The 12457-nt window shown below is 53.9% G+C and carries 8 protein-coding genes and 2 tRNA genes; 9 read left to right on the forward strand and 1 reads right to left on the reverse strand.

The window, feature by feature from the left end; genetic code table 11:
* Positions 1 to 22: 22 nt before the first annotated feature.
* Together HZS80_RS04150 and HZS80_RS04155 are read left to right on the forward strand one after the other, a co-directional pair.
* Positions 23 to 98: transfer RNA gene (locus HZS80_RS04150), tRNA-Ala, on the forward strand.
* Between the two features lie 66 nt (positions 99 to 164).
* Positions 165 to 240 (forward strand) — tRNA-Glu (locus tag HZS80_RS04155).
* 671 nt (positions 241 to 911) lie between these two features.
* Here HZS80_RS04155 and gltA read toward each other — a convergent pair.
* Positions 912 to 2198 (reverse strand): citrate synthase, encoded by a 1287-nt coding sequence (gene gltA / locus HZS80_RS04160; protein ID WP_035563050.1) that lies wholly within the window; start codon positions 2196 to 2198, stop codon positions 912 to 914.
* A gap of 511 nt (positions 2199 to 2709) precedes the next feature.
* Here gltA and sdhC point away from each other — a divergent pair.
* The 7 genes from sdhC to lpdA all read left to right on the forward strand — a co-directional run bounded on the left by sdhC (position 2710) and on the right by lpdA (position 12321).
* On the forward strand, positions 2710 to 3087 hold the full coding sequence (sdhC, locus tag HZS80_RS04165; RefSeq protein ID WP_200897104.1) for a succinate dehydrogenase, cytochrome b556 subunit: 378 nt from the start codon (positions 2710 to 2712) through the stop codon (positions 3085 to 3087).
* Positions 3081 to 3428 carry a succinate dehydrogenase, hydrophobic membrane anchor protein gene (sdhD, locus tag HZS80_RS04170; protein WP_035563055.1) on the forward strand — a complete coding sequence of 116 codons (348 nt, stop codon included), beginning with the start codon at positions 3081 to 3083 and terminating at the stop codon, positions 3426 to 3428. The genes sdhC and sdhD overlap by 7 nt, the downstream gene beginning before the upstream one ends.
* A 4-nt stretch (positions 3429 to 3432) precedes the next feature.
* Positions 3433 to 5205 carry a succinate dehydrogenase flavoprotein subunit gene (gene sdhA / locus HZS80_RS04175; RefSeq protein WP_035563058.1) on the forward strand — a complete coding sequence of 591 codons (1773 nt, stop codon included), beginning with the start codon at positions 3433 to 3435 and terminating at the stop codon, positions 5203 to 5205.
* Positions 5206 to 5232: 27 nt separating this feature from the next.
* Entirely contained in the window at positions 5233 to 5943 is a 711-nt protein-coding gene (locus HZS80_RS04180) for a succinate dehydrogenase iron-sulfur subunit (RefSeq protein WP_008958564.1), read from the forward strand.
* Between the two features lie 350 nt (positions 5944 to 6293).
* The gene (locus HZS80_RS04185; RefSeq protein WP_035563102.1) at positions 6294 to 9128 is read left to right on the forward strand and encodes a 2-oxoglutarate dehydrogenase E1 component; all 2835 of its coding nucleotides are present in this window, start codon (positions 6294 to 6296) and stop codon (positions 9126 to 9128) included.
* A gap of 38 nt (positions 9129 to 9166) precedes the next feature.
* Positions 9167 to 10759 (forward strand): 2-oxoglutarate dehydrogenase complex dihydrolipoyllysine-residue succinyltransferase, encoded by a 1593-nt coding sequence (gene odhB, locus HZS80_RS04190; RefSeq protein ID WP_035563063.1) that lies wholly within the window; start codon positions 9167 to 9169, stop codon positions 10757 to 10759.
* 122 nt (positions 10760 to 10881) lie between these two features.
* Positions 10882 to 12321: a dihydrolipoyl dehydrogenase gene (lpdA, locus tag HZS80_RS04195; protein ID WP_035563066.1), complete on the forward strand. Its 1440-nt coding sequence runs from the start codon at positions 10882 to 10884 to the stop codon at positions 12319 to 12321.
* Positions 12322 to 12457 lie beyond the last annotated feature (136 nt).

Consider the following 12457-nt stretch of genomic DNA (forward strand, 5'->3'; position numbering starts at 1 on the left):
ACGCTCCGTCTTCGCGACATGTGGGGCCTTAGCTCAGCTGGGAGAGCGCAACACTGGCAGTGTTGAGGTCAGCGGTTCGATCCCGCTAGGCTCCACCAATTCAGCAGCATGTGAATAGTTGCTCGGGAAGACACGCTTTTAGCGTTATATGTCTAGTGTTATACGTCCCATTCGTCTAGTGGTCTAGGACACCGCCCTTTCACGGCGGTAACAGGGGTTCGAACCCCCTATGGGACGCCACTGCTTACTACTCCCTTTCTAATGTTTTTTCTGGCAATGAGTCTTCTCATCTGCTGGATTTCTGCGTTCCTGCCGTTCACAAAAAAGCTACAAATCGCCACTTTTTGGGCGATTTTATGCTTGACTTGTCCACTTTTGCGATTCTGATTTCAAGGTTGTGCACAACCCCTTGTTGTTGACGCAAAAAATATTGAACAGAACTTAAATCATTAAAAAACAATGACTTACATTAGATCAAAAAATGACCAATTTAAGGCTGGCCCACTGCCCATGGCGATTGTGGGACGTTTTGAAGTGGTTGTGAACAGGGTTATCCACAGATAGTGTGGAAAACCCTGAGCGAAGCCGAGAGGCAAAAATGTCAAGCGATATTAGGGGTGCTCAGGTGTTTTAATGGTGGTGATTTAGCGCAATGGTTGATTCAAAATTGACTAAGTAATGGAGATACCCAGCGAAGTCAGCTGGTGTTGGTTGCACGGGCATTATAGTAGCCCGTCAGGCGGTGAACTTGCTCAAGCCCTCGTTGGTGTAGCGGTGCGAACGACAGGCGAGTAGAGACCTTTGTTGGCTCAAGTCGCTGGCAGGTGACTGGCGTAATGCCAGCCCAGCGTGAAAGGGACCTTACGCAAAAGGCCACCCGAAGGTGGCCTTTGATCAAGCGGGGTGTTGATTTATTTTTTCGGGTAGTCGCGCTGGTCATGACCAATATAGAGCTGACGCGGACGGCCGATTTTGTAGCTTTCGCTGAGCATTTCGTGCCAATGAGAGATCCAGCCAATGGTGCGCGATACCGCGAAGATCACGGTGAACATATTGGTGGGGATACCCATCGCTTTCAGGATGATGCCTGAATAGAAGTCTACGTTCGGGTATAGCTTACGCTCGATGAAGTACTCGTCTTCAAGGGCGATCTGCTCAAGACGCTTGGCGATTTTAAGCTGTGGGTCGTCGGCCATGCCGAGTTCTGCAAGTACTTCGTCGCAGGTCTCTTTCATTACCTTGGCGCGCGGATCGAAGTTGCGATATACGCGGTGGCCAAAGCCCATTAGCTTGAATGGGTCGTCTTTGTCCTTGGCTTTATCGACAAAGTGCTGGATGTTCTCTTCGGAGTCTTCGCCGATTTCGTCGAGCATCGCCAGTACGGCTTCGTTAGCGCCGCCGTGAGCGGGGCCCCAAAGTGCCGCGATACCAGCGCTGATACAGGCGAATGGGTTAGCGCCCGTGGAGCCTGCAAGGCGTACCGTAGAGGTAGAGGCGTTCTGCTCGTGGTCCGCATGTAGCATAAAGATGCGGTCCATGGCTTTCGCGAATACCGGGTTAATTTTGTACTCTTCGCACGGGTTGCTGAACATCATGTAGAGGAAGTTCTCTGCATAGCTCAGGTCGTTGCGCGGATAGTTGAACGGCTGCCCCACATTATACTTGTGCGACATGGCCGCCAGCGTCGGCATTTTAGCAATCAGACGGATCGCACTAATCACACGATCTTCTTCTTGAGTAATGTCCATATGGTCATGATAGAAAGCGGCTAGGCCGCCGACTACGCCACACAGGATAGACATCGGGTGCGCGTCGCGGCGGAACCCTTTAAAGAAGTTGTTGATCTGATCGTGAACCATGGTGTGGTTACGAATGCGCGATTCAAAATCTGCGTATTGCTCGTCGTTAGGTAGCTCACCAAATAGCAGGGTGTAGCACACTTCTACGAAATTAGACTCTTTGGCCAGCTGGTCGATGGGGTAGCCGCGGTGAAGCAGTACGCCCTTGCCGCCATCAATATAGGTGATGGCAGATTGGCAGGAAGAGGTGGCCATAAAGCCGGGATCGTAGGTGAACAGGCCTTCAGCGCCTAAGCCGCGTACGTCGATGACGTCGGGGCCAAGTGTGCCGGAATACATGGGTAGCTCGATCGGTTTATCAAGACCGTCTACCGTCAATGTCGCTTTCCTGTCAGCCATGCTGGCCTCCTTTCGAATTCGGGTTGGGACGTAAAGTCGTTGCTGCGCATACCGCGCCGGCGAAAAGGCCTGCCCACTATAGAAGTGTGCGACATTTTGTCAATTAGCCTAAGCGCTAGCTGTGTATTGTACAAAAATTGTTATTATGATGAGTGTTGTATAAGATTTAAAAGTCTACAATATGACAAAGCGTTAAAAGACCGGCGATATTTTAACAATAGTTTAACATGAGATGTTAACAGGCTTATCAAATTGCTACTCTATCGTCACTATAGCGATGCTGCAGCGCAAAATCGAATCCGAATGATGGTAATTTTCTTGCACCATAGTCGAGTTAAGCCTGAGTTCGGTTTGTAAGCGAGGGCGAAGGTTCTTATAATCCACGGCGCGCGACCGGCAGGTAGGTGGTCGTGCCCGACTTGGCAACGGCCGAGCCCCTTCCAGCAACCACCGCCCGCTCGGGCCATGCCCGACCTGTCGCAGAGCGGGCCAAGAGAGTGTGTACAAAGCCGTGAATAGCAAACGACCCGTAAACCTAGACCTTACTACGATCCATTTCCCACTGCCGGCCCTGACGTCGATCGCACACCGTATTACGGGTGTCATCCTGTTCATTGGCCTGATTTTCGCTTTTTGGGCGCTGGGTAAATCCTTGTCATCTCCGGCGGGTTTTGACGCCGTTAGCGATGTGCTGGCCAATAATTTCTTGGCTAAGTTAATCGCTTGGGGGCTGTTGTCCGCCCTGGCATTCCACTTTGTAGCAGGCATTAAGCACCTGCTGATGGATGCCGATATTGGGGTAACCCTTGAAGGTGGCGTACAAAAAGCGCAGATCACCGTCGTGGTCAGTGCCGTTCTGATTATTCTGGCAGGAGTTTGGGTATGGTAACTAACATCACAAGTTTTGGCCGTAGTGGGCTTTCTGACTGGCTGATGCAGCGCGTTTCGGCGGTAATTCTGGCCATCTACACGGTCTTTATCGTTGCCTTCCTGCTGTTTAATCCCGATCTCGATTACTACGCGTGGAGCGGCCTGTTCAACCAGACGTGGATGCGGATTTTCTCGCTACTGGCGTTCGTCGCCTTAGCCGCGCACGCCTGGATCGGCCTATGGACCGTCACCACCGACTATCTCAAGTCCACTCGCCTGCGCGTGGGTGTCCAAGCTGTCATCATCCTGGGCATTTTCGTGTACTTGGTGTGGGGCATTCAAATTCTGTGGGGAGCTTGATTACATGTCTAATCTGCGTAGCCTGACGTTTGACGCCATTATCATTGGTGGCGGTGGTGCTGGCCTGCGAGCCGCGCTTGAACTTGCCAAGTCCGGCAAAAAGACGGCCGTGTTATCGAAAGTTTTCCCGACCCGCTCTCACACCGTTTCTGCTCAGGGTGGTATCACCTGTGCAATCGCGTCTGATGACCCGAATGATGACTGGCGCTGGCACATGTACGACACCGTTAAAGGCGGCGACTATATCGCTGACCAGGACGCGGCTGAGTATATGTGTTCTGAAGGCCCGAAAGCGGTCTTTGAGCTCGAACACATGGGCCTGCCGTTCTCGCGTTTAGATAACGGCCGTATTTATCAGCGTCCGTTCGGTGGTCAGTCAAAGAACTTCGGTGAAGGTGGCCAGGCGGCACGTACCTGTGCGGCGGCTGACCGTACCGGCCACGCGCTGTTGCACACGCTTTATCAGAATAACTTGAAGAACGATACCGTGTTCCTCAACGAGTGGTACGCGGTTGATCTGGTCAAAAACGCCAGCGGTGACGTGGTCGGTTGTATCGCCATGTGCATCGAGACGGGCGAAGTAGTTCACGTTAAATCGAAGGCCACGGTACTCGCGACCGGTGGTGCAGGCCGTATTTACGCCTCCACGACTAACGCCTTGATCAATACCGGTGACGGCATCGGTATGGCGCTGCGTGCGGGCTTCCCGATGCAGGACATGGAAATGTGGCAGTTCCACCCGACCGGCATTTACGGTGCGGGCACGCTGGTCACAGAAGGCTGCCGCGGTGAAGGCGGCTACCTGATCAATAAAGACGGCGAGCGCTTTATGGAGCGTTATGCACCGAACGCCAAAGATTTGGCCGGCCGTGACGTTGTTGCTCGTTCAATGGTCATGGAAATTCTGGAAGGTCGTGGCTGTGGCGAGAAGGGCGATCACGTCTTCCTGAAGCTTGATCACCTGGGCGAAGAGGTGCTTGGTAAGCGCCTGCCCGGTATCGTTGAGCTTTCTAAGACCTTTGCTCACGTTGACCCGGCAAAAGATCCAATCCCGGTCGTGCCGACCTGCCACTATATGATGGGCGGTATTCCGACCAATATTCATGGTCAGGCGATTACCATGGACGAAAGCGGTAACGATCATATCGTTAACGGTCTGTTTGCCTGTGGTGAGGCGGCGTGTGTATCGGTTCACGGTGCCAACCGCTTGGGCGGTAACTCACTGCTCGATCTGGTAGTGTTTGGGCGTGCCGCGGGTATGTTTATCGAAGGTGCGCTGAACGCAGGCATTGAGTACCTGGACGCTTCTGAGTCTGACATTGAGTCGGCCATGAAGCGGATCACGCGCTGGAATGAGTCTGAGGGTGGTGAAAGTATTCCTGAGCTGAAGGCTGAGCTTCAGGACATCATGCAAACTTCCTTCGGCGTATTCCGTGAAGAGAAAAACATGCTGGAAGGCGTCGACAAGCTAGCGCTACTGCGTGAGCGTATCGCCAATGCCCACCTGCCTGACAAGTCCAATGCCTTTAACACTGCCCGTGTAGAAGCGCTGGAACTCGATAACTTGATGGAAGTGGCTGAAGCGACGGCGATCGCTGCCCTTGAGCGTAAAGAGAGCCGCGGCGCCCACTCGCGCTACGACTATCCAGACCGTGATGACGTCAACTGGCTGAAGCACTCGCTGTTCTTCCCTGCGACGAAAGAGCTGAAAAAACGCGACGTTAACTTCAAGCCGAAAACTGTTGATACGTTCGAGCCTAAGGTTCGTACCTACTAAACGCCGCATAGACGAGAGGGAGTCACTATGTCCAATCTTCAGGTATCCGTATACCGCTACAATCCGGAAACCGACTCCGCACCTTACATGCAGGAGTTTCAGGTCGATACCAAAGGCCGCGATGTGATGGTGCTGGATGTTCTTCATATGATGAAAGAGCAAGACAGCGGTTTGGCGTTTCGCCGTAGCTGCCGTGAGGGTGTTTGCGGTTCTGACGGCATGAACATGAACGGCAAAAATGGCTTGGCGTGTATTACGCCTTTGTCAGACGTTGTGAAGAACAACAAGCTGGTGCTGCGTCCGCTGCCAGGCTTGCCGGTTATTCGCGATATGGTGGTCGATATGGGCTTGTTCTATAAGCAGTACGAGCGTATTCAGCCGTATCTGCAAAACGACACGCCGCCGCCTGCCATTGAGCGCCTGCAGTCGCCGGAAGAGCGCGACAAGCTTGATGGCTTGTATGAGTGTATTCTGTGCGCCTGCTGCTCAACGTCTTGCCCGTCGTTCTGGTGGAACCCAGAGAAGTTTGTTGGCCCAGCCGGTTTGCTGCAGTCTTACCGTTTCCTGGCCGATTCACGTGACACGGCTACCAGCGAGCGGTTGAGCAATCTGGAAGATCCGTTCTCGGTGTTCCGTTGCCGTGGCATAATGAACTGTGTGGCGGTTTGCCCAAAAGGCCTAAATCCCACTCGGGCGATTGGTAAAATTCGTGAAATGCTTCTCGCTGATGCTACCTAAGTTCATGACATTTGAGTAAAAAAGCGTGTGCCACTTAAGTTGGGTAACAATGCCACTTAAATCATGGCGCTTCGCTTGTTATCATAGGGTTTGTCACGTGGTGCGGCGTCACGTCGCACCGCTGGTCAGACAAGTTTGAAAGCCGGTGCCTTGGGTACCGGCTTTCGAGCATGAACTGAAGACGAAACACCGTATGACGCGTTAGATAATGAATAGTTAGATGAATAGGGTTTCCGGCCGTTGGCCGGCGCCGCCGGCAAACGTCCCGCCCCGCCGGCAGGGCAATAGCGATGTCGCCGCACGTTTGCGACGATACCGATACCACCCCATCAGTGCAGGGTGACCGAGAGATGCAACAAGGCATAATGGAGTTGATGTGGCGTTCCTCTCACGTTAGTGGCGGCAATGTTCACTACGTGGAGGCGCTTTACGAGCAGTACCTCGCCGATCCTGAGTCTGTCCCTGACGAATGGCGCAGCTATTTTGATGAGTTGCCGCGTCCCGAGGGCAGTGCCTCCCACGATGTTCCACTAAGCCCAGTCCGTGATCAGTTCTACCAGCTGGGGCGCGAAAGTCGTCCGGGCCGTGTAGTCGCCGCTGCCGATAGCGGTGAAAACAAAAAGCAGGTAAAAGTCCTGCAGCTGATTAACGCCTACCGCTTCCGTGGCCATCAAAAGGCCAATATCGACCCGCTAGGACTGCGTAATCCCACCCCCGTCCCCGATCTTGATCTGTCCTTTCATCAGCTCTCAAAAGCTGATTTGGACACCGAGTTCCAAACCGGTTCTTTCTTTTTAGGTATCGACAAAGCCCCATTGCGTGACATCGTTGATGCGTTGGAGCGCACATACTGCCGCTCCATCGGCTGCGAGATCATGCATATCGTCGATACGGAAGAGAAACGTTGGTTACAGCGACGTTTCGAGTCGGTACGCAGTGCGCCTGATTTCAGTGCTGATGTGCGTAAGCACGTACTGGAGCGTTTGACGGCCGCTGAAGGTTTGGAGAATTACCTGGCATCCAAGTATCCAGGTACCAAGCGCTTTGGTCTTGAAGGCGGTGAAACGTTTGTGCCAATGATGGATGAACTCATCCAGCGTGCCGGCGGTTATGGCACCAAGGAAGTGGTCATTGGCATGGCACACCGTGGGCGACTCAACCTATTGGTCAATATTTTGGGTAAAAACCCAGCTGACTTGATCGATGAGTTTGACGGCAAGAAAGTGATTGAGCGTGGCTCAGGTGACGTGAAGTACCACCAGGGCTTCAGTTCGAACGTCATGTCCCCGGGCGGCGAAGTCCATTTGGCGATGTCGTTTAACCCATCGCACCTGGAAATCGTTGCACCCGTCGTGGAAGGTTCGGTGCGTGCCCGCCAAGATCGCCGTAACGACGAAGAGGGTAGCAAAGTGCTACCGATCAACGTCCACGGCGATGCAGCGTTTGCCGGTCAAGGCGTGGTGATGGAGACATTCCAGATGTCCCAGACCCGTGCTTTTAAAACCGGTGGCACGGTCCACATTGTGATTAACAACCAAGTGGGCTTCACCACCTCGCATCCGCTGGATGCACGCTCCACAGAATACTGCACTGATATTGCCAAGATGGTTCAAGCGCCTATTTTCCATGTTAATGGCGATGACCCGGATGCAGTGCTGCACGCCACTCAAGTAGCCCTTGATTACCGTCAGCAGTTTAAGAAAGACGTGGTGATCGATCTGGTCTGCTACCGTCGCCGTGGCCACAACGAAGCTGATGAGCCGTCAGGCACGCAGCCGATGATGTATGCCAAAATAAAAGATCACCCCTCTGCGCGCTCGCTTTATGCCAAGCGCCTGGTTGATCAGGGTGTGCTCTCTGAAGAGTCCGCCAAAGCGATGATAGAGACCTATCGTGATGACCTGGTGGCGGGTAACCACGTAGCCAATGCGTTGGTGCAAGAGCCCAATGCCTCTCTATTCGTTGATTGGGCGCCTTACCTGGGCCACGAGTGGACCGGCGATGCAGACACGACGATTGATATGAAGCGTCTGCAGCAGTTGGCTGCCCGTATGTGCGAGGTGCCGGATGGCGTCGACGTTCAGCGTCAAGTCGCCAAGATTTATGAAGATCGCCGTAAAATGCAGGCCGGTGGTTTGGCACTGAACTGGGGCTTTGCGGAAACGTTAGCCTACGCCACGCTGTTAGAGCAGGGTCACCCGATTCGGATTACCGGGCAAGACGTGGGCCGCGGCACTTTCTCCCACCGCCATGCGGTGGTGCATAACCAGAAAGATGGCACCACTTATGTTCCGCTGCAGAACATGGCCGATGGTCAACCGCGCTTTACTATTCATGACTCCTTCCTCTCGGAAGAAGCCGTGCTGGCGTTCGAGTATGGCTACTCCACCACAGCACCGAATGATTTAGTGATCTGGGAAGCCCAGTTTGGTGACTTCTTTAACGGCGCACAGGTCGTCGTTGACCAGTTCATCTCCTCCGGTGAGACGAAGTGGGGCCGGGTGTGTGGTTTGACCATGCTGTTACCACACGGCTACGAAGGCCAGGGTCCGGAGCACTCTTCGGCACGCTTGGAGCGTTTCCTGCAAATGTGTGCTGAGCACAATATGCAGGTGTGCGTACCGACGACCCCCGCGCAGATTTATCATCTATTGCGTCGTCAGGTGATTCGTCCGCTGCGTAAGCCGCTCATCGTAATGACGCCTAAATCGCTGCTGCGTCATAAAGAAGCGACGTCGAGCCTTGAAGATCTGGCCCACGGCAAGTTCCATATGGTGCTCGCTGATCAAGCCGATCTTGCGCCGGAGAAGGTCACCCGCGTTGTACTTTGTGCTGGCAAGGTCTACTACGACTTAGCCGCTTGGCGCGCCGAGAATGAGCGCCATGACACGGCAATCTTGCGTGTTGAGCAGCTTTATCCCTTCCCGAAAGAAGAGCTTCTGGAAGCGCTGCAAGGCTATACCAATGTAGAAGACATTGTGTGGTGCCAGGAAGAACCGCTTAATCAGGGCGCTTGGTACTCCAGTCAGCACAATATGCGTGCAGTGGCCGATATGCTGAAAGATGGCTTCGGACGCGAGTTGAAATTTGCAGGACGTCCTGCCTCTGCTGCACCAGCAGCTGGCTATATGTCCGTCCATACTGAACAGCAGCGCCAGCTGGTGGAAGACGCTTTTAATTTATAAGCGGCCACCGGATTTAGAGAACACATAAGGGAAACGACATGGCTACTGAGATCAAAGCGCCAACCTTTCCGGAATCCGTTGCCGAAGGCACAGTGGCGGCGTGGCATAAAAAGCCGGGTGACAGCGTTGAGCGTGACGAGCTGATTGTTGAGATTGAAACCGACAAAGTGGTGCTTGAAGTCGTCGCACCGGAAGCGGGTACCCTGACCGACGTCATGGCCGAAGAGGGCGATACCGTTCAGTCAGAGCAGGTGCTGGGCAAAATCGGTGAAGGCAGTGCGTCAGGCAGCAAGGAAGAGAAATCTTCTAGCGATGATAGCGCTGAAAAATCCGAAGAGAAGTCTGACGTTAAGGCGTCTGAAGAGAAGCAAGAAAAGCCTGCCAGTAGCGGTGGCGGCAAGCAGCACGACGTAAAAGCCCCGAGCTTCCCTGAGTCGATTCAGGAAGGCACCGTGGCCACTTGGCACAAAAAAGTCGGCGAAGCGGTCAAGCGCGATGAGGTGCTGGCCGACATCGAAACCGATAAAGTCGTACTGGAAGTGGTTGCGCCGGCCGATGGCGCCCTGGCTGAAATTAAAGCCGAAGAGGGTAGCCAGGTCGAATCCGAAGCGATTCTCGCGACCTTTACCGAAGGCGCCGGTGGCGACAGCAGTGGTAGCGAAAGCGGCGGCGATGCAGCGCCTGCTAAAGCTGACACCAGCAGCGACGACGATGGCGCCGATGAGAAAGTCGGTGACAAGATCCTCGCTCCGGCTGCGCGTAAAATGGTGGCTGAGCACGACCTGGACGTTGCCAAGATTAAGGGCACCGGAAAAGGTGGCCGCATCCTGAAAGAAGACGTACAGAAAGCGGTCAAAGACGGTTCCGCCAAGAAAGCAGCCAAATCAGCGGCACCGGCGAAATCGGCTGCTGCACCGGCGGCCGAGGGGGAGCGCATCGAGAAGCGCGTGCCGATGAGCCGCCTGCGTCAAACCATCGCCAAGCGCTTGGTTCAGGCGCAGCAAACGGCGGCGATGCTGACGACCTATAACGAAGTGGACATGACCGAGATCATGGCCCTGCGTGCGCAGTACAAAGAGACGTTCTTAAAAGCTCACGATATCAAACTGGGCTTTATGGGCTTCTTTGTCAAAGCAGCTTCAGAAGCGCTCAAACGTTATCCGGACGTGAACGCCTCTATCGACGGCACCGACATCGTTTATCACGGTTACCAGGATATCGGCGTTGCCGTTTCCACCGACCGTGGTCTGGTCGTGCCGGTACTGCGCGACACCGACAGCATGAAAATTGCTGACGTCGAGCGCAAAATTGTCGATTTCGGCAAGCGTGGTCGTGACGGTAAGCTGGGCATGGACGACATGATCGGCGGCACCTTTACCATCACCAACGGTGGTACTTTTGGCTCGTTGATGTCGACCCCGATCATCAACCCGCCGCAAACCGCCATTCTGGGCATGCACAAAATCCAGGATCGTCCGATGGCAGTTAACGGCAAGGTCGAGATTCGTCCGATGATGTATCTGGCGCTCTCTTACGACCACCGTATGATCGACGGCAAAGACGCCGTTCAATTCTTGGTTACCTTGAAAGAATTGCTGGAAGACCCGGCTCGTCTGCTGCTGGATGTCTAAAGTATAAGCGTCATCTTTATTGAGTACGCTACTGCTTAAACCAGGATTTAACTGCACTCGCACACAGCCTCCCACCCAGTCGCGTTAAAATGGGGGGAGGCCAGCAAGCTAAAGGAGCCAACATGGCTGATAAGTTTGATGTGATCGTTATCGGTGCCGGCCCTGGCGGTTACGTTGCCGCCATTCGTGCTGCACAGATGGGCCTGAAAGCGGCCTGTGTTGAAAAATGGATTGGTAAAGAAGGCAATGTCGTTCACGGTGGCACCTGCTTGAACGTGGGCTGTATCCCGTCTAAAGCGCTGCTTGAAGCCTCCCACAAGTTCGTTGAAGCCAAGCACGATTTCGACGATATGGGTATCCAGGCTGGCGACGTTTCCATGGACGTTACCAAGATGATGGCCCGCAAGGACAAGATCGTTAAGAACTTGACCGGCGGCATCTCTGGCTTGTTCAAGGCCAATGGCGTAACCGCCATCGAAGGTACCGGTAAAGTGGTTTCCGGCAAGCAGGTTGAAGTCACCGATACCGATGGCAACACCACTACTTACGACGCCGACAACATTGTGATTGCAGCGGGTTCAGTGCCGGTAGAAATTCCGCCGACGCCACTGACTGAAGGCCTGATTGTTGATTCAACCGGCGCACTTGAGTTCACTGAAACACCCAAGCGTTTGGGTGTGATTGGTGCCGGTATCATCGGCCTTGAGCTTGGCAGCGTATGGAACCGTCTCGGCTCTGAAGTTACCGTACTTGAAGCTATGGACTCGTTCCTGCCCATGGTGGACACCACCGTCGCCAAAGAGACGCAGAAGCTGCTCAAGAAGCAGGGTCTGGATATCAAACTGGGCGCTCGCGTGACCGGTTCTGAAGTTAAAGGCGACGAAGTCGTTGTGAAGTACAGCGATGCCAACGGCGAACAAGAGATGACCTTTGATAAACTCATCGTTTGTGTCGGCCGTCGCCCATACACCAAAGGCGTGATTGCCGACGGTGTTAGCGTTGAGCTGGATGAGCGTGGCTTTATCTTTGTTGACGACCAGTGCCGTACCAACGTCCCGGGCGTTTACGCCATTGGTGACTGTGTACGCGGACCAATGCTGGCGCACAAAGCCTCTGAAGAGGGCATCATGGTGGCGGATATCATCGCTGGCCATAAAGCCGAGATGAACTACGACGCGATTCCTAGCGTCATTTATACCTACCCGGAAGTGGCATGGGTCGGTATGACTGAGCAAGACGCTAAAGCGAAAGGCATCGAAGTCAAAACCGGCACCTTCCCGTTCGCGGCAAGCGGCCGTGCGATGGCTAACAACGCTACCGAAGGCAGTGCCAAAATTATCGCCGATGCGGAAACTGACCGTATTCTCGGTATGCACATCGTGGGTCAACACGCTGGTGAGATGATCGCCCAAGGCGTGATTGCCATGGAATTCGGCTCTAGTGCCGAAGACCTGGCCCTGACCTGCTACGCGCACCCGACCATGTCGGAAGCTGTTCACGAAGCAGCGCTTGCGGTAGATGGCCATGCGATTCATATGGCCAATCGCAAGAAGCGCAAGTAATTTAGTTAAACAACGAAGCGCCACCTTTTATGGGTGGCGCAAACTTTCGGCTTTGTGGTAACAAACAAAGATCGAAAGAACGGGGATGACCAGTTCTTTTAAGACCGTTCTTGTAAGACTGCTCTTAAAAAAGAAC

The organism is Vreelandella glaciei (assembly GCF_013415125.1).
Lineage (GTDB): Bacteria > Pseudomonadota > Gammaproteobacteria > Pseudomonadales > Halomonadaceae > Vreelandella > Vreelandella glaciei.

What these genes read in the sequence shown, in the direction of transcription:
- gltA (WP_035563050.1), bottom strand. Translation starts at nt 2,198, where the DNA reads ATGGCTGACAGGAAAGCGACATTGACGGTAGACGGTCTTGATAAACCG.
- sdhD (WP_035563055.1), top strand. Translation starts at nt 3,081, where the DNA reads ATGGTAACTAACATCACAAGTTTTGGCCGTAGTGGGCTTTCTGACTGG.
- sdhA (WP_035563058.1), top strand. Translation starts at nt 3,433, where the DNA reads ATGTCTAATCTGCGTAGCCTGACGTTTGACGCCATTATCATTGGTGGC.
- HZS80_RS04180 (WP_008958564.1), top strand. Translation starts at nt 5,233, where the DNA reads ATGTCCAATCTTCAGGTATCCGTATACCGCTACAATCCGGAAACCGAC.
- HZS80_RS04185 (WP_035563102.1), top strand. Translation starts at nt 6,294, where the DNA reads ATGCAACAAGGCATAATGGAGTTGATGTGGCGTTCCTCTCACGTTAGT.
- odhB (WP_035563063.1), top strand. Translation starts at nt 9,167, where the DNA reads ATGGCTACTGAGATCAAAGCGCCAACCTTTCCGGAATCCGTTGCCGAA.
- lpdA (WP_035563066.1), top strand. Translation starts at nt 10,882, where the DNA reads ATGGCTGATAAGTTTGATGTGATCGTTATCGGTGCCGGCCCTGGCGGT.